This is a genomic window from Corynebacterium sp. UMB10321 (assembly GCF_030228725.1).
GTDB classification, from domain to species: Bacteria; Actinomycetota; Actinomycetes; order Mycobacteriales; family Mycobacteriaceae; genus Corynebacterium; species Corynebacterium pseudogenitalium.
In genome coordinates, this window is the sequence record NZ_JASOZC010000009.1 from 32,616 (window position 1) to 59,295 (window position 26,680).

The 26,680-nt window shown below is 60.4% G+C and carries 16 protein-coding genes; 1 reads left to right on the forward strand and 15 read right to left on the reverse strand.

The window, feature by feature from the left end; translation table 11 throughout:
* Positions 1-5: 5 nt before the first annotated feature.
* The 15 genes from QP752_RS08920 to QP752_RS08990 all read right to left on the reverse strand — a co-directional run bounded on the left by QP752_RS08920 (position 6) and on the right by QP752_RS08990 (position 25,162).
* Positions 6-1,535 (reverse strand): SpaH/EbpB family LPXTG-anchored major pilin, encoded by a 1,530-nt coding sequence (locus QP752_RS08920; protein WP_284805290.1) that lies wholly within the window; start codon positions 1,533-1,535, stop codon positions 6-8.
* 5 nt (positions 1,536-1,540) lie between these two features.
* Positions 1,541-7,288 carry a CshA/CshB family fibrillar adhesin-related protein gene (locus QP752_RS08925; RefSeq protein WP_284805291.1) on the reverse strand — a complete coding sequence of 1,916 codons (5,748 nt, stop codon included), beginning with the start codon at positions 7,286-7,288 and terminating at the stop codon, positions 1,541-1,543.
* Between the two features lie 549 nt (positions 7,289-7,837).
* Positions 7,838-8,737, reverse strand: a complete 900-nt coding sequence (gene ppk2 / locus QP752_RS08930) for a polyphosphate kinase 2 (RefSeq protein ID WP_070361875.1) — start codon at positions 8,735-8,737, stop codon at positions 7,838-7,840.
* 138 nt (positions 8,738-8,875) lie between these two features.
* Complete coding sequence (locus QP752_RS08935) at positions 8,876-9,004, reverse strand: hypothetical protein (RefSeq protein ID WP_255366114.1); 129 nt, start codon at positions 9,002-9,004, stop codon at positions 8,876-8,878.
* 53 nt (positions 9,005-9,057) lie between these two features.
* A complete protein-coding gene (locus QP752_RS08940; protein WP_168156160.1) occupies positions 9,058-9,198 on the reverse strand; it encodes a hypothetical protein in 141 nt (46 codons plus the stop codon).
* Between the two features lie 1,621 nt (positions 9,199-10,819).
* Positions 10,820-11,014, reverse strand: a complete 195-nt coding sequence (locus tag QP752_RS08945; RefSeq protein ID WP_070361874.1) for a hypothetical protein — start codon at positions 11,012-11,014, stop codon at positions 10,820-10,822.
* Positions 11,011-11,679: a hypothetical protein gene (locus tag QP752_RS08950; RefSeq protein WP_143000799.1), complete on the reverse strand. Its 669-nt coding sequence runs from the start codon at positions 11,677-11,679 to the stop codon at positions 11,011-11,013. Before QP752_RS08950 ends, QP752_RS08945 begins: the two co-directional genes overlap by 4 nt.
* Positions 11,680-11,988: 309 nt before the next feature.
* Positions 11,989-12,498, reverse strand: a complete 510-nt coding sequence (locus tag QP752_RS08955) for a GNAT family N-acetyltransferase (RefSeq protein ID WP_284805292.1) — start codon at positions 12,496-12,498, stop codon at positions 11,989-11,991.
* The gene (locus tag QP752_RS08960) at positions 12,488-12,772 is read right to left on the reverse strand and encodes a DUF1778 domain-containing protein (protein WP_070361871.1); all 285 of its coding nucleotides are present in this window, start codon (positions 12,770-12,772) and stop codon (positions 12,488-12,490) included. The genes QP752_RS08955 and QP752_RS08960 overlap by 11 nt, the downstream gene beginning before the upstream one ends.
* Positions 12,773-13,339: 567 nt before the next feature.
* The gene (locus tag QP752_RS08965; protein ID WP_070361869.1) at positions 13,340-16,981 is read right to left on the reverse strand and encodes an LPXTG cell wall anchor domain-containing protein; all 3,642 of its coding nucleotides are present in this window, start codon (positions 16,979-16,981) and stop codon (positions 13,340-13,342) included.
* A 21-nt stretch (positions 16,982-17,002) separates the two neighbouring features.
* Entirely contained in the window at positions 17,003-17,917 is a 915-nt protein-coding gene (locus QP752_RS08970) for a SpaA isopeptide-forming pilin-related protein (RefSeq protein ID WP_284805293.1), read from the reverse strand.
* Positions 17,917-18,825 carry a class C sortase gene (locus QP752_RS08975; RefSeq protein WP_284805294.1) on the reverse strand — a complete coding sequence of 303 codons (909 nt, stop codon included), beginning with the start codon at positions 18,823-18,825 and terminating at the stop codon, positions 17,917-17,919. The genes QP752_RS08970 and QP752_RS08975 overlap by 1 nt, the downstream gene beginning before the upstream one ends.
* Positions 18,826-19,007: 182 nt before the next feature.
* Positions 19,008-20,696, reverse strand: a complete 1,689-nt coding sequence (locus QP752_RS08980) for a SpaH/EbpB family LPXTG-anchored major pilin (protein WP_284805295.1) — start codon at positions 20,694-20,696, stop codon at positions 19,008-19,010.
* Positions 20,697-21,415: 719 nt separating this feature from the next.
* On the reverse strand, positions 21,416-23,059 hold the full coding sequence (gene groL / locus QP752_RS08985) for a chaperonin GroEL (protein ID WP_284805296.1): 1,644 nt from the start codon (positions 23,057-23,059) through the stop codon (positions 21,416-21,418).
* Positions 23,060-23,161: 102 nt separating this feature from the next.
* Complete coding sequence (locus tag QP752_RS08990) at positions 23,162-25,162, reverse strand: OPT family oligopeptide transporter (protein ID WP_284805297.1); 2,001 nt, start codon at positions 25,160-25,162, stop codon at positions 23,162-23,164.
* A 78-nt stretch (positions 25,163-25,240) separates the two neighbouring features.
* On the opposite strand from QP752_RS08990, the gene QP752_RS08995 reads away from it, so the two are divergent.
* The gene (locus QP752_RS08995; protein ID WP_070975572.1) at positions 25,241-26,584 is read left to right on the forward strand and encodes a dipeptidase; all 1,344 of its coding nucleotides are present in this window, start codon (positions 25,241-25,243) and stop codon (positions 26,582-26,584) included.
* Positions 26,585-26,680 lie beyond the last annotated feature (96 nt).

Genomic DNA, 26,680 nt, shown 5'->3' on the forward strand with positions numbered 1-26,680 from the left:
CCTACTTATGCCTTGCGGGAGCGCAGCTGGTAAACAGCGCCGCCGCCGAAGAGCACCACGCCGAGCGCCAGGATGATGAGCATGGTGCGCTCACCGGTTGCTGGCAGGCGGCCGAACAGGTTGTCCTTCACGTTGTTCACGCTGCCGGTGAGCGTCTTCGTGGCTTCGTCGTAGGTTAGCGGCTGTGGCTCCGGGTTGTTCAGGTAGCCGGACACGCCCTTGGTTTCTACTGCGCAGTAGTCGGCGAACTTGTTGTCCTTCTGGGTCAGGTTCAGGCCCTTGGCCTTCGCCTGGGCGGCACCGGCGTGCTTCTTGCCGTCGGCGACGGTCTGATCGGCGGTCAGGGTCGTTCCGGGCTTGCCGTCAATGACGACGCGCTGCGCGGCGGTGCCTTGTTCGACCTTCCAGGAGCCGTCGTTCTGCTTGGTGCAGGTAAAGATCTGGAACTGGGCGCCGGCGCCGTTCTTTTCGCCTTCCTTGGCCTGCTTGTTCAGCAGCTTGGTCACCTCAACATTGGCGAAGTTCAGTGTCGTGGCGCCACCGTCCGGGTCGTCGGTTGGGGTGGTGTTGTGCGGCTTGTCGTCGTTGGAGTAGTACACCTGCGCGGTGTTGTCGATCGTGCCGTTCTCGGGCAGGTCGACCAGCGTCGCGTCGAACTCGGTGCGCACGATCAGGCCCGGGTTCGCGGCGCGCAGCTCGCGCAGCTTCTGCAGGCCGTCCTTGGTGAACGTCACGTTGATGGTGTTGCCGCCCGCTTCGGGCACGGTGTAGTGCGTATCGACGGCAAGCGTCTCCGGCTCCTTATCGTCGGCGGACTTCAGCACCTGCACCAGCACGGGGTGCTCGGCCTGGGTCCACTTGAGGTTCGCCGACAGCGTATCGACGACCCTCAGTTGATCGCCTTCCGGGTTCGGGCCGAATGCTGGGATGGGGGCGTCGATACGGTAGCGGGCCTTGTCACCAAGGGTGGTGTTTTCGCTGATGAGCGACTTCTTCGGCTCGAGGATCTGGTTCTTCGGGCTGATGGTGCGCTCGTACTTCGCCTCGCCGTTCTCGAATGCTGGGAGGGTGAGCAGAAACGGGGTTGCCACGGAGTGCTTCGCGCCCTCGGCGCGCAGCTCGGTGACGCGGAAGAGGCCCACGCCGAGGTCCGTGAACACGGCCTCGCCGTCAGCGTTCGTGGCGACTTCCTTCGCTGTGAAGTTCGGGTCCGCCTGCACATCGGAAACCTTCTTCTCGCCTTCTGCGGCGACGTCTTCCCAACCCTTCGCGGTGTTCAGCGGCGCGGTGGCGATACGCTCCACCTTGAAGGTGACGTCCTTGATCGTCTTCAGGTCGTCGAGTTTGCCGTTTTCGCCGATCGGCTCGCCCTTGTACTTCTTGATGGTCAGCTTGGTGGCGTGGTTGACGTCGACCTGCGCCTGGGCGACGGCGGCTGGCATCGTCGCAACGATGGAAGCGCCCACCGGGCCGACAAACGCGACGGCCGCCGCGGTGGAAATTGCGAGTGCGGAACGGGAAATGATGTGTTTCATGGTGTCTAACTTTCTGTTGTTGGAGTTGTTGAGGTTGAAGTCTGTGTCAGGAAGCGTCGGGCGCTGAAACCGAAGATCAGCAGGCCAAGGAGCAGAATCCACACGAGTGTAGTGCTGCCGGTATCGGGCAACAACCAACCGATGGTCGACGGCAACCGCAGGGCCCCGTATGTGGATTCGGCGCTGACCATCCCGAGGGTGCCTGTGGCCGCCTGCAGCGTTGCGGTGCCGCGGTGACGGAACGTGCCGTCCGCGGGGATGTCCACCGTGATGGTGCACGTCGCGGTCTGGCCCGGGGCCAGCGCGGCGCGTGTTGCCTCACACGCGGCGGCAGGGATGGTGCCCTGCTCCCCGATGGTCTGCGGGCCCGCGGGGGTGTGCACCGTCATGCCTGCCAGGGCTGGGTCGCGAAGCACCATGTTGGACAGGTCGAACTGGCCGGTGTTGGTCAGCTCGTAGGTGATGTCCATGGTGGTCTCGTTGTCGGGCAGCAGGGCGGTGTCGGCAACGCTGGTGACGCTGGACAGCGGGGTGCCCGCGATGTGCTTGCTCAGGGCCACGCTGGCGAACTTGTTCAGCGCGGTGGCGGCCCAGGCGTCACCGGCACGGCTGGTGTCGGTGGCCTCGGGAGCGAGCACCTTGAATCCGACCGATGGCCTTCCCAGCTCGGTGAGGTAGCCCTCCCCCAGCTTGGCGCCCTGGGAGGTCAACGCGAACGTGTATGTGCCTTCCGCCTGTTGTTCCTCCACGGTGCACTCGCTGTTGACGGGCACCCCACGCAGCAGGTGGGTCTGACCGCTTCGGAGCTCGAAGGGGTCGCGCTGGCCGTCGCCGCAGTTCGCGGTGAACGTATAGACGCCGTCAGTCTCCGGGGCGCCCGCGGCCCGCTTGGTGAAGGCAACGTCCACCGTGGCGCGCGGGTGGTGTGCTTGCACGCCAACCACCACCGCCGGGTCCACCGCCGCGTTGGCATCCGGCGCGTCCGCGGGAACGGCCACGGAGTACTCGTACTCCTTGGAACGCACGTCCTGCGGCGCAACCTCGTCGACTGTTGTCGCAGGGCCCTTGTATGCGCCACGCTCCCAGGCAGCAAAGCCCAGGTATGGGCGCCGGTCACCAGCGGCAACCTCCACCTCGCCGCGGGCGCTCAAGGCTCCTGCGGAATCCATGTTCAGGCTGCAGGAGGTGCCCGCAGGCACCTCGAAGGTGCGAAGCCCGGTGACCGGGACGGCATCCTCGCGCGGCAGCGACCGCTCGGGCACGTCCGCCAGGCCGAACTGCACACGCGCGGTGGACAAGGTGGCGTCGCCGTCCTTGCACACCAGCTGGCCGGTGTAACCGGCGGGGTCCGCGCCGTCGAGGTACCCGGTTTGGCGCATCGCCACCTGCAGGTTGGTGGTCCGGCGGCTCACCTCGTTCACCAGGTGCAGCTGTGCGCCGTTCGCCGTGACGTCCGCTTCGGCGCTGGGCTGCGCGGTGGTCACGCGCAGTTGCGCGGGCACGTTCTCCATCGCGATTTCGCGCAGGCTGCAGTGCGCGCCGACAGGCACCGCAGCGCCCGCGCCCCCGTCAGAGATGTACCGCAGCCCGCCGTCCACGGCGGTGAAGTCGCCCGGAGTCAGCTGCAGGGGCACGCCGGGGACGTCGGTGAGTTCGGTGCCGAGTGCCCGGCACTGCAGCGCGAAGCGCATCGTATTCGCCCCGCTGAGCAGCCGCATGTCCGCGGACGTGCCCTCGATGTCTTTGCGCAGCGTCAGTGGCGCGGTCTGGTAGGCGTATCGGCTCGTCGCACGCACCGCGTTCTGCGCGGCGTCTTCCTCCACCACAAATGCTGGCGAGAGCGCCATGGCGTTGGACTGCTCGAGTGGCTTGCCGGTGGCGAGCGTCGCGTCACCCCTGCTCACTGACCAGTCCACCGACTCCGGCACCACCGTCGCCTGCAGCGGACCGTCCTGCGTGTCCGCCTGCAGATGCAGCGGCGCATACCCGCCGAGCTCCACTGTGCAGGCCGCACCCACGGGCACGCCGTGAACGGTAACCGTGCCCTCTCCGTCCACGGTGGCGCTGCGCCGTAGCAGCTCGGCGTCGCCATCGCGGCACACCACCGTCACCGGGTGCGCTTGCAGTGCCGCGTCGAGCGTGTTGCCCGCGGCCTCGTACGCCGCACGCGCCTGGCCCGGCAATTCGACCTCCGTCCGCACCGTGGCATCAGTGACGTGGCGGGAGAACGTATTCACGAACTCCACCTTGTTGCCCGCTTTCGCCACGGTAAACGTGTTGCCCGCCTTGCCATCGACGGTGGTGGTGGCCGCCATGTGGATGCCCGGCTCCGGGGTCAGCGGGTTCTCGGCGACAGTACAGCTACTGCCAACCACCAGGTCATCCTGGGTAATCACCACGCCGTTGCGCACCATCGCCTGCAAGGAAGCGCCCGGGGTACCGTCCGGCAGCACACAGCGTAGCGACGCCGGATACTCCCTCTGCAGCCACGCCTCCTGCTTCGCGGGCGCGATGAGGTGCTTCGTCGCCGGATCGAACTGGACGTTCTTCACGCCGGTGATGGTGGCTCGCTGGTAGGCGAACTCGTCCTCCACCGCCAGGGTGGCGCGCTCCCCGACCGTGAATGCCACGCCCGGCGCCAGCTCGGTGGCCTGCTCGCCACCCGGCGCGTAGTGGCCCACGGTGGTGTGCGTGATCGGGTAGCGCACGCCCTGGCTGTTGGTGCGCTCAGTGTCCAGCGGGGTGCGTCGTTCCAGAGTGCACTGGGTGCCCGCCGGGATTTCAGCGGCGGTGAAGGAGCGCTGAGCGCCGTCGACAAGCTGGAAGGCTGCCTGGAACGCACCGCACGTCAATTGATAATCGACGCCCACCTTCGGATAAAGCGCCTGCTCCCCGGTGTAGCGCTGCGTGATCGTCAGCCCGTTGCCGGTCGGGGTGAACGTGTTGTTTACCGTGGCTGTGTTGGTCGGGGCGGTGATGGTCAGCGTCGCGTTGTCCACGTCGGTGTCCCAGTTCACGCCACCGGGCAGCTGCGGGCGATCCTCGGTGAAGGTACACGTGTTGCCGTAGGGCACGCGCATGGTGCCGCCGGGGCCGTCGTCGACACGCGGGTCCCCGACCTTCAGCGTGACCGGCGCGCCGGGGGCGACCGTTGCGGTGCCCTCGAGCTTGACCGCCGTGACCTGCCCATTGGCGACGACGTTTCGGCTACCGCACGCGAAGTTGAACGTGTAATTCCCCGGCAGGCCGCGCACGCCGTTCGCGGTGACCGCCTTAGCGAGCTGCGCGGTGCCGTACTTGTAGTCGTAGGCGCGGTTGATGGTGAACGCCTCCGCCTTGCCGTCACCGACGGTCAGCGTCTGCGGTTCCACGGACGTGTTCTGCAGCTCATAGGTCTGATTCGGGCCGTCCTGCGGTGCGGGCGTCGGCACCTGCGGGGTCAGCGTGCAGGTAGATCCCACCGGGATATCCCGGATCAGGGCGTGCCCGTCCTGCAGAGTGAGGGTGCCTTCGCTCTTGGTGGCGTCGGGCGCCGTGCAGGCGTAGGTGGCGGTGAAGCCCTGCCGCGTCACGGCCGGGAGCGTCGCCGCGGGGCCAGTGAGCACCTGGTGTACCTCTACCTGTTCGGTGCGGTAGTCGTAGGTGCTGCGGATCTCCACGGGAACCGGCTGCTGCGTACCATCGGCTGGCAGTCGGAGCGCCAGGCCGTCCTGCTGCTGGGTCGCGCCGGTGGCGTCCCTGCTGGTCAGAGTGAGGTACTTCTGCTGCTCAGCCGTGAGCCCCTCGACGGGGCGCAGCACACAGTCCTGCCCCCGCGGCACGTTATCCAGGGTTGCCGGGGCGTCGCCACGCACGGTGACCCGGCGCGCTGGTGCGTTCGTGGCTGGGCAGCTGAGCTCGAACGTGAACGCTTGGTTTTGCAGCGCGGGCGTCGCCGCCGGACCCTGCACCAGGTGGCGCAGCTGCAGCGTCGCTGTCCGCGCGGTGTACTGGTTATCCGCCTCAGCAGGCAGTTTGTCAGCCAGCGTCACCTTCTTCTCGACGCCCCCTTGATTCGGCACACCGTGCTGCACACCATCCCACTGCAGGTCCAGGTCAGCGCCAGACACCGCCGGAGGCGCGGTTTCCTTCAGGGTGCACGTGGCGCCGGCTGGCAGGCCGTCGACAAGTTGGGGGCTGCCGGGTGTGACCTCTCGGGACCCGCTGAGCTTCACGTCCGGGTACGCGGCCTGGAACCCTGCCGGGGCCGCGCACGCGTAGGCGATGGTGAACTTCTTGCCGGCGAGCTCCGCGTAGTTGCTCGCCGTGCCGGTGACGCGCTTGTTCAGCTCCAGCGATGCCGGTGCGAAACGGGACTTCCAGTGCACGTTGCAGTTAATTTCGCGGTTCTGCTTGTTCGTGAACTGCACCTCCGCGCTGCCCTCGGCGCGGTTCTCCTTAAACCAGATGCCCAGGCTCTCCGCTTCCGCCCGGCTCAGCGGCGCGCCGTCGTGGGTCAGGCGTGTCGGCGCGTCCCCGGCCTTGGCGCCGGGCTCGTAGATGAAGGTGTCCGTATCACCGTCGGCGGAGATCGCGCTGCAGGTCCACTCCGGCGAGTAGCGCAGGAACGCCAGCTCCTTGCCACTCATCGTCGACTGCAACCCGACCGTATCTTCGGGCACGCCGTCCGCGTTCAAGCGGCGCAGCACCGGCGTGGTGCTCGAGCCACCGACGGGCTCAATCCAGTTGCGCTGCTGCCCGTCCTGGGTGAAAATCCTGGTCACCGGCTTGTCAGCATCGCCGGTGAACGCCTGCTGCGCCACCGTGTCCGCGGTGCCCAGCTCCTTGCCGGACTGCGTAGAGATGCGGTTCAGCGCGATCGCCATCGCGAAGGCCTGGTTGCCGCGCGGGTCCGGGTTCATCGCGGAACCACCAGAGTTCGACGCAATGCCGATCTCAAACGCCGTCGGCGAATCCAACCCCACCAGGAAGGTGCCGTAGGTGCCGCCGGCATCGTTATCGCAGATGAAGTCGCGCTTCTTGCCGCCCATGTTGGCCCACTGCCACTGATTTCTCTCGACGCCCGCCCCGAACGTCTTACGGCACGCCTCGTTACTACCTTTTGGCGTCAGTTTAATTGGCGGGTTCACCGTACCCGTGCCGCCCGAGTTCGAGATGTCCACACTGATCATCTCGCCACCAAGCACACTACCTGTGGACTCGGCGTCCGCAACCATCATGCGAAACGACGGCAGCGGCTGCCCACGGTACGTGAACTTCACATCACGAAACGACAACCTGACAAAGCGGTTCCTCTCCGTCTGAAAGATGTCATTCGCGGTGGCACCCGCCTCAGCGACGAAGAACGACTGGCCCGCAATCTGGTTACCGAACGCCGCACGGTTCCACGGCGGCTGCTGCCCCGCCGACAAACTGCCCTTGTTCGACCCAGTCCCCGTATCCGAGGCCTCCACCGTGACGGTGTACGTCAGGGTGTAATCCCCGAAGTGCTTCGTCACATTGTGCGTCCCCGGCTTCGCGATATCCGACGCATCAATCCAGCACATCTGGTTCGCCCACTTCTTGGCGTCCCCATCCGCCTTACGGAAGGAGCAGTCCCCAATGTTGACGCGACTGTTGGCGTCAGCTGCACTCGCGGTACTTTGGCCTCCGAGCACCGTCACCAGCGCGAGCAGCATGAACACGATTACTGCCGCTGTGGCTCGTCGCAGCCGAGGCGGTTCGCCAAGTACTGGCCAACCCGCTGTTGTCATGAAACCGCCCTTTTGCTGCCCTAGCTTCCATTGATGAAAGACACAATCATATCGCCCCCACCGGCGGGACAGCAACACTTACAGGGGTGTAAGAAACCGCAGGTCAACGGGGTAGACAATTGATTCTGCAGCGGCCGGAAGGCAGCTGTGTGTTGGCTGTGCACCAAGATCGCCGCCTTCCGGGGTTCGAGCCCACGTTTCCCCAGTTCGCGTTCCGTCCACGACGGAATTTGGTGCCAGGACAACGCGCTCACACACGTTTGATGCACCTCACCAATGCCCTCTTCAACAACCCGCTTCAGGCATGTGCCTCAACCCCGAGAATCCGTCCGCCCCATTGTTTTCTTAGCAACGTGGCTTTGCCTAACAGACGGCCTACTCGGGTTCGGGTCTCCAACTTGCATTACTCCCATCTGCAAATCTGTTCACAAAATCCCGACTCCGCGCATGACGCCTACCCCTTCCCCGAAGACAGTCGGCCCACAACACAAAAAGACAGCAACGGAAAGTCCTTCCTTTCCGTTGCTGCCTCCCAGATAGGCCTACTCCCTAGTCACCGATCTGATCACGACCACGCTTCACGATCAGCGGATCCGGCGTCCCCACCACATCATGGTCCTTGTTGGTGTATTCGAACTTGCTCAAGATGTAGCGCATCGCGTTGAGGCGGGCGCGCTTCTTGTCGTTCGACTTGATGGTGATCCACGGCGATTCGTCAGTGTCCGTGTAGCGGAACTGCTCTTCCTTGGCGTTGGTGTAGTCGTCCCACTTGTCCAGGGATGCGAGGTCCATCGGCGACAGTTTCCATTGGCGCACCGGGTCTACTTGGCGGATGGCGAAGCGGGTGCGCTGCTCCTTCTGGGTCACGGAGAACCAGAACTTGGTCAGCGAGATGCCGGAGCCAAGGATCATGTTCTCAAGCATCGGCACTTCACGGAGGAATTCGGCGTGTTGGGATTCGGTGCAGAAGCCCATGACGCGTTCGACGCCGGAGCGGTTGTACCACGAGCGGTCGAAGAACACGATTTCGCCTGCTGCCGGGAAGTGTTGGATGTAGCGCTGGAAGTACCAGGAGGTGGATTCGCGCGGGCTCGGCTTTTCCAGGGCGACGGTGCGCGCACCACGCGGGTTGAGGTGCTCGTTGAAGCGTTTGATGGTGCCGCCTTTACCCGCTGCGTCACGACCCTCAAAAATAATGATGTGGCGCTGACCAGTGTCTTTAGTCCAGTTCTGCCACTTCAGCAGCTCAATCTGGAGGGCACGCTTTTGTTCTTCGTACTCGCTCCGGCTGAGGCGTTCTTCGTAGGGGTAGTTTTCGCGCCAGGTTTCGATTGGTGTCCCGTCCGGCATGAGCAGCGCCGGGTCGTCTTCATCGGTGTCGTCGACGATCCAGCCTTCTACGGCGGCGAGGTCGATCATTGGGAGTTCGTCATCCTTGTGGTCAGCCATGTATCAAGTTTAACCCCATTGCCCCCGGATCGGCGCTGATTGTTGGTTTTTATTTATCGACGCCACCCCCGTTTTCCCACGCATTCCCAAAAGGGAAAACCCCGCCACATTTTGTGGCGGGGTTTGTATCAGGGGGTCTTAGGAAACCAGACCGATCAGCTTCACGATGGCGTCTGCGCCTTCGCCGAGCTGCTTCAGAATGGTCAGAAGTGCGCCTGCTACGTGTGCGTCAGACGAGAGGAACGCCCAGTTCTCGAGTGCCTGCATGAGTTTACTCCTTTGAGTTTAAAATCAGTGGGATGTTGAGAGTTAAGCCGTGATTATTTCGGCAGGGCAGTTGCTTTGTCGCCCAGCTTGCCGAAGTTGATAAACAGGTCCGGAATGAGGCGGAACAACTTGACGATATTGCTGGAGAAGGTGCTGAAGTCCTTCAACGCGTCGGTGATGACTGCGAGATCCATACTTACCCCTTACAGGTCTTGACATTGTGGGCGGGTGCCCGTGTGTCTACATTTCTTAAGGTTGCACACCGTGATGGTGTGTCTTAGCCGTTAATTTTGCACGTATTTTCAACTCACGTCAAGGCTTCGTGAATGATTCACCTCACATTAGGGGCACCCGGCGCGTGTACCTTACATACATGACGTGACAGCAAACGTTCAGGCGAGTTTCCCCAGCGCATCACCACAAAATATAAAATACTACTTAAGCTGCTGAAATGCGTTCATACAGGTGACCGCAAACTATTCTTCCACCGTTTCTTTGAACTTCCTGTGTAAAAGCGACATTCGAACCATTGTTGCACGGCCCCCTATTTCTGATAGTTCGCTGAGCACGGATCGTTACGGCTTTCGCTTCCACCCCACCGCCACGACGATCTCTCACCCCAGCTAAAAAGCGTTCGGCATTAGCGAACGTTCGGCAATACCGAACACCCCAAGCCATGTTGACTGGCATGCACGCTTTAGCCCAGATTTTTCGCCCGGCCGCAGATGTTAATCACTGTCGTCGATACAACCGTTCCTCGTGTTGGTTCGGTCTCGACAAACCTTTTCAATCGTGTAAAATCCGATACATAGTTTCCCCGTTCTCCTCGGAGGCGGGTTTTCTTTTTGCCTAGTTTCGCATGTGGAACTCTATCACGCTGTTATTAGTGGGTCACGTCTATGGCTCATGGCGGCAAAAGAGGATATGTTGGAGTGACGACGGGCCGGTTACCGGAGCGTTGTCGCCTGGAGGCGCCTAGGCTCCAGAGCTTTTTAAGACCTCAGAGAATCCGTTTTTAGAGCTAATGCCTAAGGATGACGTCTTTTCGTGAGATTGATGTCTCCTCACGCCTCAGTCCGAAGGCCAGCCAAAGCCCTGTCACGCAAACGTACCCCCGTTGCAACTACATAGATTTCTAAATAGTTTTTTGGGCACGGTTACTGAAGCGTCGCAGCACGGCAACACTGGAACCGTTTCGCCTGCCGAGGAACACACGCAGGTTGCCTGGTCGTATCACGGAAAACTCGTCTCCGAAGTCGTTGACGCTTGCGAGGTAGAACGATTTTCCGCGACCGAGAAACGCTTCAGGACGCAACGCTGGCGCTGGTTCGCGTCGCCAGAGACAAGGCAACCGCACGGGCCTCGACGAAGTCATCGAGCATTTAGGGTTTTCCCGGTCCGAGCTAGAGGCCGAACTTCACAGCAACAAAGCATAGCTATACAGCGCAAGTCACCCCGCGCATAAGCCCGCCTCATTGACGACGCCATCTACGACCTAGAAACCTCCAGCGCGGAGATACACAAATTGGGGTCACCTGTTAAACAAAGTGGTTGAGATCCTAAGGCCTTCATCCGCGAGTCCGCGATCGACAAACACCGCGAAGAAATGACCACACCCGAAGTCTGCGACTGGGTAGCACACTTTACCGGCCGGCACCCAGCAGCAACATCGTTAAGGAACTGGATTACTGACAGACGCAACGGCTACATCCGAGCTGCCCGGAGGGTGTTATCGGCAAAAACAGCGCGACGTTTCGTGGGGTACCCGCCATCCCCGCGGTGGCTACTTCCTCACTACGTTGTTGTTCGAAAATGCTACGCGCGCTTCTTCAGAAAATACGATTTCCAAAACCTATTTTTCGAACGATCCTCAGGGTAGCGACGTGCCATGAATTCATCTGTGCGGTGACGTGAAGTTTCGGCAGCTTCCAAAAGGGCAGCAACAATTTCAGGGTCGACTGACGAAATGTGCGCTTTGTCTTTACGTCGCTGCGGATAGCGTGTCGTCATTTGAGTTTCTCCTTCCCCTCATCTTCGTCATCGTAGTGCAAAATGAGCACCGGCAGGAGCATCGCAAAAATACAAATGAATCCAACGGAATATGGGATTATCCCAAGTGAACGAAGAGTTGTGTTTGTTCCACTCCTATTTCGTTCCGGTTCGGCAAAAGCGAGACCCCCACCTGGCGTAAGGTTTCCTGGACTACTCGACTCCTTGCGCAGTTGAGCCTCAAGAGCATTGGCGTAATCTTCAGCTGCCTGTGCGATTTCCTTTTCTTCTTCGGCGATTTTGCGCGAAGTCAAAACGCTCCTAATGAGACTCGGTGACTGCAATCGCATGAGGGCGTTGTTGGTAAGAGAGTTGTCAATTGCCCATTGCAGCTGTTTGTAGTACTCGGTGCGATCATCTGACTCTTTTTTCTGCTCAATAGTCTTGAACCCAGATATCAACGCTATAGCTGCAACTATTGGGGTCAAGCTAGGAAAAACATATTTGCATACCCTTGACAAATAAAACGGCCATGATAGGTCTGAACACCAAATATAGTATCCAGCAATTACACCGATTAATAGGAGAAATCCACAAACTAGGAGCTTGACCTTAAGCCGCTGAGAAGGCAACCGCTCTTCAGTACTTTTGGACAAAAATTTCCTATGTTGATTGAGATCGCCCATGTGCCACCCCCAGTATTAGCACTAGCACTATTACTTATTACTCCAAATAAGCAACACGTCAGGCGTAGTCGACGTGTGTTCCCCTTTGTACATTTTCCGTTTTGCGAGCACCCAGACACCACTACTTGCAGCTGGCCGAGGCAAAGCATTCGGTTCGTCCAAGACGTGGGAGTCGGCTCCCAAAACAGCGTAGTTGGTATCTGCAGTTTTTGGCTCTAGTTGTGCACAACCCGCCCGAGTGAGGGGAACACCACGTTACTAAATGCGTAGTCCTAACAGCTGGTCGGCGAAAACCTGCCTCAGCCCCCATCACGCCATGTACCGCTCAATCCCCTTCACCGACAGCAGAAGATGCAGCGGCTGCCCCGGCATCTCCTGAAAACCAGCGTGCTGCATGTAGAACTGCTTCGCCCGCTCGTCCAGCGCGTGCACAACTACCGCCGCGGCACCGACTTCAACGGCAACGGTAAAACAGCGCTCCAGCGCATCGCGCAGCAGCGCCTTGCCAATGCCTTTCCCCTGAGCATTCTGGTCAACCGCAAGCCGTGCAAGGATGATCACCGGAATAGGATCCGGCCGCCCCTTCGCAAAACGCTCCGGCGCCACCTTAGCGACGATACCCCCGGTACACACCGCATAGTAGCCAACGACCCGCTCATTCCACGTTGATACATACACCGCACAGTTGTTGGCACGCTGGTTTTGCATCGCGTAGCGGTGAAACCACGTATCAAGCGACGCCTCCCCGCACCGAAACTCAGCCCGATTATCCGACTTCTCCAACCGACGTGGCGGGTGAAGAATCCCATCAGCTTCCAAAGCTGAACTCCTTGCCAAAAGGAGTTTCCTCCGCAAAAAGCGTACCTAGCCGTGAAAAGTCGGCAGGCTGAGCAAGCAACTCCTCCACACGAGAAAAATCGTCCATCCCCAACACGAAGAGCCGCTGATCAGCAAGCACTCTGGCAGCGCGCTCAACAGCGCTCTCAAGCACAAACTGCGATACCGAGGAATTCGTCACCTCAGCCGCACGCCGCAGGCACTCCTCCTGCACTGACGATGTACGCAGATTCAGCCGTCTATCTTTCACAGCCATTTCAACCTCCCAAAACCCTTGTACTCACAATGTACACACACAAGAGGTCGAGGGCAAGGCTCGTAATTTGAGAGTCACCATCGCCACGGGTGCAGGTCTTCCTTATCGACGACGGCCCCACCAACCCAAAGAACACAATCTCCTCTGAGCGCGGCCTCCCATAAGCCTCAAAAGGGGCATGTTCAATCTCCCCCGATGCCCCCCTAAAAACAAGCACCCCGAGAGACCTTGACGCAACTAAAAGCAATCCTTTTAGAGCCGGTAGCCTCGAGGCTAACGTTTTCTACGGTACCAGATAGAAGGCTTCGCCCGTCGCTTTGCCCTTGTCCGCTCACCGAGCTGCCACAAGCCCAAAGTCGAATCCGATTCACGCGTGACCAAATCTGCTTTCTAGTCAGACGGTTCACTTTCAAACCGGGAGCGAAGACATTACACCGTAGCGCCACTTGTCGGCAATTGGTCGATTGCACTCCAAAGTCCCGAAGGGGCTTGGCCCCGATCACTGTTGATCAGCGCCAAGCCCCGTCAGCTTGTTCGTAACGTCACGCGCTCAGGACGCACTCTCCACTAAGCGACGACCCGTCGTCGTCCCACCAACGCACCAGCGGCGATGAGCGCACCGCCGAGGAGGATCGGCAGTTGCAGGCCGTTTCCGCCAGTCTTGGGCAGGTTGCCCTGGCGGACGTTGGCAACGGTCAGTACCGCATCCTGGGAGGTAAGCTGCCAGGAGCTCGGTGCCACCGCCTTATCGACCTGCGTCGCGACAATTTTGGCATCTTCATCTAGCGCGATCGTCACATTCCCGTTGTCCACCGACAACGAAAACACAATCGGCTTCACAAGAAGATTGTAAACACCCAGACTGTCTTGAGGCGACCGAGTCTCTACGAGCTGATAGTGACCCGGCTCCAATTCTTCTGACTTGAAGATTCGATTCTCCTTATCGTAAATCATTGGGATTCCATTACCGATGACTTGGCCATTTTCGTCCAGTTTTTGAAGTATAAACTCAGCACCGTCTAGACGGTTTTCTGGCTTCAATAGCTCGTGCGAAACTGCATCGGAAGAAATCTTTGCAATCACAAGCCGAGCTTTTTTCTCTACTTCTGGCGGAGGCACACAGGCCTTCGCCTCCTTGGGCCCAACTTGTACAGAGTTGAAAAGCGATTTGCCGGGTGCACATTCATCTCCAGTCTCGTTTCCTGTATAGGCATCGAGAGAGATTGTCATTTCAACATTAAATTGATGGATGCCATTACTTGTAGCACCAAATCTATTGAGCCCCTTCGGCTGTATCGTTCCACCGCCAGATAGCACAAACGGACCTTGGCCAGTTTGAAATGTCGTGGCATACGATTTCCCGAATTCATCGACCAAGGACCAAGAAGTCTTTTTCACAACAATCCCCGTCGGCATCGTTGGAGTGTCGACTACCTTACTATAGGCAGCCTCGCGATTTCCTGGGTTTGTTACATTTACCTGGTATTTTACTATATAGGTCCCGTCTTCCTGCTTCTTCGCAGACTGTCCAATCGCTTCTTTGGTGACGTCTGGAACAATTGGTTCTGGTGTCGTCGTAGGAGCCTTTGCCGATGCACCGTCAGTATTGTATGAGGACGGTGCAGTTTGAGCGCCGACTACTTCGACTTTTAGGAGATTTGGAGCCTTCGCCGTCGGGTTCCCGACCTTAATTTTGATTACTTCCGTTGTGTTCGAGTCCACGGAAGACCGGCCACCCTTTCCGAAAGCAATCGATCCGTCTTCTTCAACCCATGCTTGTCCCCAAACAGGCGCTTGGTCTGTAATGTTGAGAAACTGACCGACGGTCTGCCCATCAGGCATCTTCATATCGGTAATATCCACGCGCAGGGGGGCACCACCGCTCGTGCTAATACGTTCCAAGAAAACGCGCTGTTTGTTCCTTCCATCGCTTTGCGCCCACCCACTTTGCAGGCCCCACAGATACCCTTTCGCACCTGGGATGGCAACAAAGTCCTCTGAAACCGTACGGAATGTTTGTCCCGGATTCCAGATTGTTTTGGCTTGCAGAGTCACGTTTTTTGCAGGCTTTAGCGTTGCAGTAATCGTGTCTAAATTCACGCTGTAAAGACGGCCACTACCCCATACAGACGCACCTGCGACCCAGTATGTGCCGTCATCATCGAAGGTACCTGCGTTGATGCCGCTACCGAGGTCGTTGGATGTTGTATTGTCCGGATGATTCTCGGGAAGAAATCCATCAAGTCCTTGAAGCTTGCCCAAATCAAAAACTTCACCCGTATAAGGATTTATCTGCAGTAAGTGGCCTGCGGGGAAACAAGGGTCATCCCTGTGGCCCGTCTTCACCGAAATCCTGGGCTGACTAACAGCATAGAGGTAGTTATCGTTCTCGTTGTAGGCAAGTGCGTTATATACCCACCCGCTGGCGGGTCCGATCTTTTCTGACTGCAATGCACCTTGTCCGTCTTCTACCTGAAGATACAGCTGCGAAGAAGTTCTATTGCTAGAGGCTTGTGGGCTCGCGACGATAAATCGTCGGAAGCCATATTTTTGCTCCGCAATGGAAAGTAAGCGAGGTGGCTGTCGATGAACAGATTTTACATCGCGAAGCTCACATTTATCGCCGTGCGTAAGTGGCAACACGTCAGCGTCGGCTGAAGGAAGAATCGGAAGATCTTTCTCTACCGGAGCCGCGAGGGAGCCTTGCAAAGTGATGTCCTCGGGTCTGGTTGGAGCCGATCTGTAGGAAGTCCGAAGCGTCACAGTCGAGTCTGCCGAAACCGGTACCGAGTCGATTCGGCGGCCGTCCTTCGTCGGGAACCATGTAATAACCACACGATCCGGGTAGGTCTCAACTTTATTTTCGAGCCTTACACCGTCCGTTTGCTCAATTGGAATAGAGAAAAACACATCTTCTAATCGGACTGAAGGGCTCAGAGTTACTGTTGCACTTGAGAAATTAGAACGCGCTTGAACATCGAATGTTGTCTCGTACGGATTGTCGCCAATAGTCGTGTGCGAGGATACTGGAATACCATCACCTGCGACATTCACCTTGTGGTCCTGAGGCTTATTGTCCATGTCCTGGCCCCACATCTGGACCCGGTAAATACCGTTTGGAGGTGCCACGGGATTCAGGATTACCGAGTCGCCACCCTTGATATAGAGGTCAGTAATACTCGGAATGAGCTGAAACTCCGTGTCATAAGACTTTCCCTTGGCGTTCTTATTCCAAAAAATCGCGTTAGCGAAATCAATGGTTCGGTCAACGACAATCGCCCCCTGACGAACGACGCGGATCCTAACTGGACCGGAGATATCCTTCGTATTGTTATCGTTTCGGTTTTTCTTGATGGCGAACCTGGTTACTCGCCAGTTACCAGTCTCGTTGATCTTAAATTCAATTTGGGGGTTGTCCCCCAAGAAATCTGGCTTAGCATCGGTAAGAGAAAACTCTTGATCCTGCTGCCCTGGGACACCCGGAATATCTCCCGGGGCAGCAGCGCGGTCTTGTGAATCCGCAACCTCCTCCGCGGGGCGCCCCTTGCCATAACCAGACTCGGCAAGCTGTGCCTCGGACGGCACTTCGGCGCTCTCGGCGATCGCGTACTCACCGGCGTCGGTCGTGCGGGCCTCAATCTCAACGACCTGCGGCGGAATCGTGTGCAGGGCGTTCAGGTTGAACGCCACAAAACCGCCATCCTTAGCGTTCACGTAGCCGTAGTCGTAAGGCTCGAGCTTGCGGCCATCAGCAGTGACGGACAGGACTTCCTTGATCTCGCCCTTGCCCTCACGCTTGAGCGCGAAGATGTTTTCCTTCGACGCCTTGCCGCCGAACTCCCATGCCTCGCCATCGGGGTCGTTGACCACGATGCGGTCAACGACGCCCTTGCGCTCGACGGTCACGGGGTTCGCGGTGGCCGGGGCCTCTGCTGGTTTCGAAGCAGATGCAGAGGCCGGATTAGAGGCCGACGCTGCGGCAGGCGCCGAAGGCGTGGCGGAGGAAGACGGTGTGTCGTCGTCCATCCACGAGTAGGTGGGCAGGCCGGCGTCGTCGGTAGTGATGTCGGAGACCGTCGTGGTCTCCTCCGCCTGAACGGCCGGGTACGCGCCCAGGCCGGCGGCCAACGCCACCGAGGCTACTACGGCTGCAAGTCCACGGGCACGGTGCCGAGCAGGAGATCCTGCAGGTTTGATAAAGTTTCGCATTTTTCTTTCCCTACTTCCGCTTTACCGTGTCTCGTTCTTGCTTCGCCGCGCCAGGAACAATCCCAGCACAATTAACAGTCCGCCAAGTCCCGCGGCCCACAGCACGTTCGCGCCGGTGGACGCCAGCGACCCGCGCTCTTTCTCGGGGACGGCGCGGGGGTGGGTCACCGTCGTGACCACCCCGTTCGGTTTCGTTGTCACGATTGTCGACGGCACCGTGGTCGTCACCGTTGTCGGTGTGCCATTCGGAGGGGTCGTGGTGTACGTCGTCCGGATGGTGGTGCTCACTCGAGGAGGTGTCGACGTCGTCGTCTTCGTCGTGGTCACCGTGTTACCGGGCTTTGTTGGCGTCGTTGATGGTGGCTCGGAAGGCTCCCACGGTGGTGGGGTGCCGTAGCTCTTGTCCCACTTCATCACCAGGACGTTTTCGTACTCGTAGCGGATGCCGCGTTCGTCAGGAAGTGGGAGGATGAGCAGCTTCGGGCTGCTCAGGTGGTACTCGTACTTCGTGTCCGGCGCGGACTCCTCCACCAGGTACAGGCCCGGGGTGAGGTTGTCGAACATGACCTCGCCGCGCTGGTTCGTCGCCTTCGTTTCGATGACGTCGAGGCCGCGCGAGCGGGCGTCGTCAAGCGTGGTTTTCTTTGCCACGTTGCGGCCTTGCTCCGAGGTGATGTCGATGCCCCGCACCTTCGACAAGGTGAACTTGGCGCCGGCGATGGCGGGAGGCTTCTGACCGGCCGGGACCTGGTCGTACGGGTTGGTGCCCTGCTTCTTCAGCAGCAACTGGATCGGCTTATTCTTGTCGATGCTCGCCGGATTCAGGTTGGCGTCATTACCGCTGATTGGGCGCACGTCAGCCACCGCGGGCGTCAACGCACCCGTGGCGAGCAACGCCGCGGCACCACACGCCGCCAAAAGTTGGGACACACGCATCAGGACAGAGCCTCCTCAATCATCGCGTCCTTGCGGTCGCTTTTCTTCTTTTCGCGGTACACCCACCAGATCAGCGCCAGCAGGATGAGCAGGGACACCCCGCCGAGGGCCCACATCCACCACTGCAGGGTGGAGGTGGAGTCGTCGAGGACGCTGGCCTCGTCTGGGTCCATGGGTACTCGCTCCGCGTGGACGAGCAACCGGTGCGTATTGATGCCGTACGGCGTACAGGTGATCAACGTCAGCAGGTCGCGCTCGGGGTCAGCGCGCAGGCTGTCGGTCTCATCCGGCAGGACAACTTCGATGTCGTACACCTTGTACTTCATGCGCTCGCCGAACGTGGAGACGTAGACGGCGTCGCTGACTTTGATGTCGGAAAGGTTGTCGAACAGGGTGGACGTCGTTAAGCCTGTGTGACCCGTGATGACCGAGTGGAACCCCTTCCCACCTGTAGGAAGCGCCGACCCGTACAGGTGGCCGAGCCCCTTCTGCAGGGTGTCCTCCGCCGTGCCGTGGAAGACGGGCAGGCGCAGGTCAATCGCCGGAATCGCGATCTGCGACATCGCCGACACACCCTCCAGCTGACGCTCGTACTCCTTGTAGTCGGCGTTGTCCTCGCTGATGCGGGCAAGCCACGGGTCGAGGATCGGCCCGTCGGTGTGCGCCTCGTTGTACGCCTTCGCGGCTTCGAACGCAGCATTCACGTCTTCGACCGGCGTTTGCTGCAGTTCCTCCTCGTAGATCCTCGCCACTTCTTCCTGCACCCGGTTGTTCCACTGCGTCGCGATCACCGGGTACATCAGCACGGTCAGGCCCACAAGGATGATGAGGACAGGCAACGCGACACGCTGAAAAAACGACTTTGACGCCGGCTGTTTCCGGTGCTTCGCCGTCACTGCTGTGGTCACGTTGCTGTCCTCTCTCGGGCCATCCCTTATCGACGACCCCTTCTCTTCAAAACTGGGGCAGGAGTTTTAGGCCGTCCCGCCGACCGGCCATACCCCGCGGGGCTGTCCCGCAGGGCTGGTTTCCCTGCTTGGCTGGTTGCCCGCAGGGACTCCTACATCACTTAGGACTTAAGCCTTACGACTTAAGCGGTGCGGGAGTTGCGACGTGCCGCGTAGACACCGCCGCCGATAATCGCGAGACCCGCCAGGGCCACGATCAAAATACCCATACCACCGGTGGCTGGGAGGGTCGGCGTGGTCTTCTTCAGGTTGTCGACAACAGCACCGTTGGCGATCTCGTTCGAGTCCGCAACCGCCTCGAATGCAGTCTTACCCGCATTGAGCTTCTTGGTCGTTTCCTTCGTCAGCACGATCTCGCGGACTGCCGCCTTGCCCTTCGGAGTCTCGTAACCCTTAGGAGCCTTGGTCTCCTTGATGCAGTAGTTAGCTACAGTCTCTTTCGGCACTGCGTTATTAACCCAGTCAGTAACGTGAAGGCCCGGGAAGGTCAGGCTACCGTTTGCATCGGTGATACCGGTCTGGATAGCTGCACCTTCGAGGTCGTTCTTGGCGGCATTGCACTTGCCTATCTGGAACTCAGCACCAGGAAGAGGCTGGTTCTCCTTGCCATCAACTTCACCACGCTTGTACACGGAGATGTCGCCGACGTAGGTCACAACCTTGTCGTCCGGCGTCTCCTTGGGTTCATCGTCGGTGTCGGTACTGGGGTTACGGAAGACGAAGGACTCGCGGACAGAGTTCTCAATGCCCTTGGAAGCGGCATCGTCCTTGAGCATGGTCGCCTCGACCTTCACGCGCACGGTTTCGCCTGGCTTCAGGCCCGCCTTCTTCGCGTCAACAGTCACGGTGAAGGCCTGGTTTGCGCCAGCGGCCAGCCCTTTGGTGTTGGTCGTCGGGACCGCGGCGTCCGGTTTCACGGTGTAGTTGGCAGCATTAATAGCTACGTCCTTGCCATCGCGAACGACGTATACGCCCTTAATAAAGGCATTGTCTGCGGTGTTCCACTGCAGCTCGGCGCTGTTCGAGGCATCAGTAAGCGTCAAGTTCTTCAGCTCGCGGCCTTCCGGCGCAGCCGGGACAACACCGTCGAGCGTGTACTGCACAACCGCATTCTCAGCCGGGCGTGGGCCGAGGTAGCCGGGCTCACTTGCCTTGCGCTTTGCCTCGCTGCTCAGTGTGTTCTTCCCTGTATCCTCGACAGTCTTGGAGACCTTCGCCATGGAGTTCTTCGGGTAGACCTGCACGTTAGTGTTCCAGCCAGTGCCCTCCTTGTTAGTCATCGGCAGGAAGACGATGAACGGGTCGGCCGGTACATAGGTCTCGGTGTCATTGCTGGGAGTCTTAGTCTCACGAATGATGTACGCACCAACCGGCAGGTCCAGAGAGGTCTGGCCGTTCGTATCGGTATCCTCAAAGGCCTTCGCAGGCTCGGTCCCAAGCTTCTCCGCCCCGGCAATGTCACGCTTGTTTGCAAGCTCGGCGACCTTGTTGAAGTTCTCCTGCTTGGTGATATCTACTTTGATCTTCTCGGCCGTGAAGCCGACACCCTGAAGCGGTGCGCCGGAGGCATCAGCATCGGTCTCACCATTAGCCGGGCGCAGCTCAGTCGGGTTGACCCGCTTGTTGATGGTCAACTTTACGGTTCCATCAGTCGGAATGCTGGCGGCATCCGGAACGCCGGGCGCGGTGTTCACAGCGGTCGCATTCATGGTCTGCGCCATCGCGTCCTGCGCAGCGATGCCAGCGGAGCCGGCGAAGGTCAGGCCTGCTGCGATTGCGATCGCGGCGGTTTTCTTGAGGGCAATTGCCATTTGATTTCCTTCCAAAAGAGGTCTCTCGGGGCCCTCAGCGCACTTCAAGAATGTTCGTTTCTTACGCACACGTCAGTGGCCCAACTTTGGGGACACCTCGAATCTACCCACCCCCCTCCGCTTTGTCCAAGTCATTTCGTACGAAATCTCAAGGTTTCTCAGGCAACAATTCGACGCATTAGTACAGCTCAAATCGGTTTTATTCGTCGACCATCACTTATGCCACCAACTGTCGATTACCGCTAGACATTCTGCCCGCCAGGTTTTCCCAAAACTCTTAGAGCATTCTTATACCTCGTAACCCCTTTTGTGGTGCTTTTCGACGCCCATCAGTACAAAGCCCGCATCCCAAACTAGGGCCGCTACTCCCATCGCGTCGCAGCCGTAACCATTCCGGTCGACATGGTCCGGTCGACCAATGCTGGTCAGCGCAAAATCGGCGAAATGACGCGAAAACAGCCTATATTGCCGTGACCTGCGTTGGTCGACGGGAAGAGGTCGACGTAAGGAGGTCGACGGGAACACTGCGAAGGCGGCAGCCGGCAGATCGGACCACACGCAAATCCATTCACAAATTTCCGAGTCAGCTCGGGGCGACACATCGCACCCCCATCACCCCGAAGCCCAACTCAGTTCAAAGCACAAAAATCCCGGGCCACCCCACCGCGAAAGCAAAAGCGGAAGCGGGGCGCCCGGGAACTAGCTACAAGCAGCCAGGTTTACATCATGCCTGCCATGGCGTCTGGGTCCATGCCTGCACCGGCGGCGCCGGCTGGCTCAGGCTTGTCGGCAACGACGGCCTCGGTGGTCAGGAACAGGGCCGCGATGGAGGCAGCGTTCTGCAGTGCGGAGCGCGTCACCTTCGCCGGGTCGTTAATGCCGGCTTCCATCATGTCCACGTACTCGCCGTTGGAGGCGTTCAGGCCCTGACCGTCAGGCAGGTTGGCGACCTTGTCAGCGACAACGCCTGGCTCCAGACCAGCGTTGAGGGCGATCTGCTTCAGCGGTGCGGAAAGCGCCTCGCGAACGATCTTCACGCCGGTGGCTTCATCGCCTTCGAACCCGAGGTCGTCGACAAGCTCGCGGGCAGCCTGCAGGAGGGCGACGCCACCGCCGGCGACGATGCCTTCCTCGACGGCTGCCTTCGCGTTGCGGACGGCGTCCTCGATGCGCAGCTTCTGCTCCTTGAGCTCAACCTCGGTGGCTGCGCCGACCTTGATCACTGCGACGCCACCGGCCAGCTTGGCCAGGCGCTCCTGCAGCTTCTCGCGGTCGTAGTCGGAGTCGGAGTGCTCGATTTCGGCGCGGATCTGCTTGACGCGGCCGTCGATCTGGGCCTGGTCACCGGCGCCCTGGACGATGGTGGTCTCATCCTTGGTGACGACAACCTTGCGTGCCTGACCCAGCAGTTCAGTGGTGGCGGTCTCCAGGGAGAGGCCGACCTCTTCGGAGATGACCTGGCCACCGGTGAGGATGGCGAGGTCCTGCAGCATGGCCTTGCGGCGGTCGCCGAAGCCTGGTGCCTTGACGGCGACGGACTTGAAGGTGCCGCGGATCTTGTTCACAACGAGGGTGGACAGGGCTTCGCCCTCGACGTCCTCGGCGATGATCAGCAGTGGCTTGCCGGACTGCATGACCTGCTCCAGCAGCGGGACGAGATCCTTGACGTTGGAGATCTTGGAGGAGACCAGCAGGATGTATGGGTCTTCCAGGACGGCTTCGCCGCGCTCCATGTCGGTGGCGAAGTATGCGGAGATGAAGCCCTTGTCGAAGCGCATGCCTTCGGTGACTTCGAGGTCAACGCCGAAGGTGTTGGACTCCTCGACCGTGATCACGGACTCCTTGTTGACCGCACCGTTGCCCACGGCGTACATCGCCTCGGCGATCTTCTTGCCGATCTCCGGGTCGGAGGCCGAAATGCCTGCCGTGGAGGCGATCTGCTCCTGGGTCTCTACTTCCTTCGCGTTATCCAGCAGGTACTTGGAGACCTTCTCGGTCGCTGCCTGGATGCCGCGCTTGATGCCCATCGGGTTGGAGCCAGCTGCGACGTTGCGCAGGCCCTCGCGGACCAACGCCTGTGCCAGGACGGTTGCGGTGGTGGTGCCGTCGCCGGCGACGTCGTCAGTCTTCTTGGCTACTTCCTTGACCAGCTCGGCGCCGATCTTTTCGTATGGGTCCTCGAGGTCAATCTCGCGGGCGATGGTGACACCGTCGTTGGTAATGGTTGGTGCGCCCCAGGACTTCTCCAGGACGACGTTGCGTCCCTTTGGCCCAAGGGTGACCTTGACGGCGTCGGCTAGTGTGTTCAGGCCGTTTTCTAGGCTGCGGCGTGCTTCCTCGTCGAATGCGATCATCTTAGCCATGTAAGTTTTCTCCTTGTATTCGTCGTAAAGTGCAGGCGCCCGCGACGGCACGGTTGGCGCGTAGCCAACCTCACCCGCGTTAGCACTCAATTGCCTCGAGTGCTAAGACACAGTTTTAGCACTCTCGCCCGCCGAGTGCAAGGAACCATCTTCGGCAACCGAGGTGACCTTGGAGCGCGTCTTCGAGTACACGAACCACACCAACACAACAAACAGGGCCGTACTGAACCATGGCGTCCAGGACTGCTCCGTGAACACCTCCAGCGGGCTCTCCCCTGCCGCGCCCGCGATGAGCGCCGCGTTGAGCACGCCGAACAGGGACTCGCCGACGATCATGCCCGTGGCCACCAGGGTGCCCATCCGGCGCGCGAAGTCCGGGTGGCGCTGCACCTGCGCCCAACGGTTGTAGATGTATCCGACCAGCCCGCCGATCGGCACGATCACCGTGACCGACACCGGCAGGTACATACCCATGCCCACAGCCAGCGGCGGCAAGCTGTACTTGCCCGTGGTGCGGGTGAGGGTCTCGTCGATAATGATGAGGACCACGCCGATGCCCGCACCCAGCAGAATCAAGCCCCAATCCAGCGAACTGTTGAAAATGCCGTTCGCCACCGAGGACATCAGCGCCGCCTGCGGTGCCGCGAGCGCGTCCGGGCCTGCGCCCTCCATGCCCTGGAAGCCGAAGCCGGTGAGCATCACCTGCAGGATCGGCGGGATGACCACCGAGCCGAACAGCACACCAATAATCAGCGCCACCTGCTGCTTCCACGGCGTCGCCCCCACCAGCTGGCCCGTCTTGAGGTCCTGCAGGTTATCGTTCGAAATCGTGGCGATGCCAAACACGATCGCTGCCGTAAACAGCGTGTACGCCACCAGCGAGGCCGCATTCGCGTCCGTGCCCGCCATAAACGCACCAATCAGCAGCGCGCACGAAAGCACCGCAATAATGCCAATCGAGGAAATCGGGGAGTTCGACGCCCCAATCAACCCCGCCATATAGCCACACACCGACGCCACAATCAGGCCAATGACCAGGATGAACAGCACCGAGATCATGGTGAGCGACAGCGCGTGCTCGTGGATATCGGTGCCGCGCACGAAGTTCCACAGCAGCATGCCAATCGGCAGCATCGACGCCACAATCACGCCCGCCACGATCGGGAACGGGATGTCACGCTCCGTCACATCGACGACCACGCCGTCATGCCTCTTTTTCGACGACGCCAACGACGACGCAATACCCGTCGCAATCGGCTTCGCGATCTTGATCAGCGTCCACAGCGCCGCCACCGCCATCGTGCCCACGCCGATAAAGCGGATCTCGTCCGCGAACGTCGTGGAGACCACCTCGGCCAGCTCCAGGCCTGCTCCCATGTTGTCCGCCGACTTCATAGGCAGCAGGATCGCAAAGGAAATGACGACGCCAACCAGCATCGCAATACCCACCGGCAGGCCCACCAAGTGGCCCACGCCCAGCAGCGCCAAGGACAGCGAACCGCCCATCATCGTGCCGCCGCCACCAACGCGGAAGAACCCGGCAACCTCGCTAGCCACCGCCTTCATCGCCGCCAACAGCGAGTAGAACGCGGACGTCAACGCGCCCAGAATGATCACGCGCAGGCCCTCGGCGTTCTCCGCGTGATCACGCTCCGAACCACCATTGTCCCCGTCGCCAACGCGCAGCACCTCCGCCGCCGCGACACCCTCCGGGTACGGCAGGTCAGAGCCGGTCACCAGCGCGCGACGCAACGGAATCGAATACATCACGCCCAAAATGCCGCCAAGGGCGCAGACCAGGGCGGTCGTCCAAAAAGGGAAACCCTGCCAGTAGCCGACCATCACCAGGCCGGGCAGGACGAAAATGATCGCCGACAGCGTACCCGCAGCCGAGGCAATCGTCTGCACAATGTTGTTCTCACGCACATTGTGCCCGGCGAACTTCCGCAGCACCGCCATAGAAATCACCGCCGCCGGAATGGACGTGGCAAAAGTCAACCCGACTTTCAACCCCAAATACACATTCGCAGCAGTAAACACCAAGGTGATCAAGCCACCAATGATGATCCCGCGCAGCGTCAACTCACGCATCGTCGAGGCCATTGCAAGACCTTTCAATATATAGGCATAAAAACGAACGGAAAGGATTGTACTCCTCCGGTTGGTGGTACTTTCGACCACATGACACAAACAGCTTTTACCCCAAACCGCGACCGCATTTTCGACGACCTCTCCGCCCTCGTAGGCTTCAACTCCCCACACTCCACGCCTGAGCTTGCCGACCAGCACGAAGCTGCCTGCGCCTGGACCGTTTCCGCGCTCGAGGCCCTCGGACTGGACGTGACCCGCCACGCGACCGTCGATAATGCTGACACCATCATCGCCACCAAAGCCCCAGTCGGCGACGCCCCCACCGTCCTCCTCTACTCCCACTACGACGTCGTGCCTGCCAACAACCCCGACGCCTGGACCAGCGACCCCTTCACCCTCACCGAACGCGACGGCCGCTGGTACGGCCGCGGCGCCGCCGACTGCAAAGGCAACCTCGCCATGCACCTCGAAGCGCTGCGCCTCATCCAGGCCAACGGCGGCACCGACCTCGGCATCAAGGTCGTCGTCGAGGGCTCTGAGGAGCTCGGCGGCGACGACGGCCTCGGCAAACTTATCGACGCCCACCCCGACCTCTTCCGCGCCGACGCCATCATGATCGCCGACTCGGGCAACGCCGCCGTCGGCGTCCCAACGCTCACCACCTCCCTGCGCGGCGGCGCCCAGATCAACGTGACCGTCGAGACGCTGCAAGGCGCCATCCACTCCGGCTCCTTCGGCGGCGCAGCCCCCGACGCCGCCCACGCCCTGGTCCGCATCACCGACTCCCTCTTCGACGAAACCGGCCGCACCAGCATCGACGGCGTCGACTGCACCGCCACCTGGAACGGCCAGCCCTACCCAGCCGACACCTTCGCCACCGACGCCGGCGTCCTCGACGGCGTCGCCCTCAACGGCACCCCCGACGACAACCCCGCCGACATGGTCTGGGCCCGCCCCGCCATCACGATGATTGGGTTCACCTCCACCCCCGTCGCCGACGCCGTCAACGCCGTCAACCACCGCGCTGAAGCCCAATACAACCTCCGCGTCCCCGCAGGCACCGACGCCGCCGCCATCGCCAACGCCGTCAAGGAACACATCCACGCCCACACCCCCAACGGCGCCCACGTCACCGTGGAAATCTCCGGCGTCAACGAACCATTCGCCACCGACCCCAACCACCCGGCCATCGCCCTGTTCGGCGACTGCCTCCAAACCGCCTACGACGGCGCCGACCTCGCCCTCATCGGCTCCGGCGGCTCCATCCCGCTGACCATCACGCTGCAGAACCACTTCCCCGACGCCGCCATCGCCCTCTACGGCGTCGAAGAACCGCAGTGCGGCATCCACGGCGTCGACGAATCCGTCGACCCCACCGAAATCGAACGCATCGCGGTGGCCGAAGCGCTCTTCCTGCAGCAGTACGGGAAGTAGCCGGGTTTCGGCCGGGTTTCGGCTGGGTTTCGGCTTGTTTTTGCTGGCTGGGGCGCTGTCTGGGCGCCTGCTGGGCGCCCCCAAAACCCAAACTGT

What these genes read in the sequence shown, in the direction of transcription:
- QP752_RS08920 (WP_284805290.1), bottom strand. Translation starts at nt 1,535, where the DNA reads ATGAAACACATCATTTCCCGTTCCGCACTCGCAATTTCCACCGCGGCG.
- QP752_RS08925 (WP_284805291.1), bottom strand. Translation starts at nt 7,288, where the DNA reads ATGACAACAGCGGGTTGGCCAGTACTTGGCGAACCGCCTCGGCTGCGA.
- ppk2 (WP_070361875.1), bottom strand. Translation starts at nt 8,737, where the DNA reads ATGGCTGACCACAAGGATGACGAACTCCCAATGATCGACCTCGCCGCC.
- QP752_RS08935 (WP_255366114.1), bottom strand. Translation starts at nt 9,004, where the DNA reads ATGCAGGCACTCGAGAACTGGGCGTTCCTCTCGTCTGACGCACACGTA.
- QP752_RS08940 (WP_168156160.1), bottom strand. Translation starts at nt 9,198, where the DNA reads ATGGATCTCGCAGTCATCACCGACGCGTTGAAGGACTTCAGCACCTTC.
- QP752_RS08945 (WP_070361874.1), bottom strand. Translation starts at nt 11,014, where the DNA reads ATGACGACACGCTATCCGCAGCGACGTAAAGACAAAGCGCACATTTCG.
- QP752_RS08950 (WP_143000799.1), bottom strand. Translation starts at nt 11,679, where the DNA reads ATGGGCGATCTCAATCAACATAGGAAATTTTTGTCCAAAAGTACTGAA.
- QP752_RS08960 (WP_070361871.1), bottom strand. Translation starts at nt 12,772, where the DNA reads ATGGCTGTGAAAGATAGACGGCTGAATCTGCGTACATCGTCAGTGCAG.
- QP752_RS08965 (WP_070361869.1), bottom strand. Translation starts at nt 16,981, where the DNA reads ATGCGAAACTTTATCAAACCTGCAGGATCTCCTGCTCGGCACCGTGCC.
- QP752_RS08970 (WP_284805293.1), bottom strand. Translation starts at nt 17,917, where the DNA reads ATGCGTGTGTCCCAACTTTTGGCGGCGTGTGGTGCCGCGGCGTTGCTC.
- QP752_RS08980 (WP_284805295.1), bottom strand. Translation starts at nt 20,696, where the DNA reads ATGGCAATTGCCCTCAAGAAAACCGCCGCGATCGCAATCGCAGCAGGC.
- groL (WP_284805296.1), bottom strand. Translation starts at nt 23,059, where the DNA reads ATGGCTAAGATGATCGCATTCGACGAGGAAGCACGCCGCAGCCTAGAA.
- QP752_RS08990 (WP_284805297.1), bottom strand. Translation starts at nt 25,162, where the DNA reads ATGGCCTCGACGATGCGTGAGTTGACGCTGCGCGGGATCATCATTGGT.
- QP752_RS08995 (WP_070975572.1), top strand. Translation starts at nt 25,241, where the DNA reads ATGACACAAACAGCTTTTACCCCAAACCGCGACCGCATTTTCGACGAC.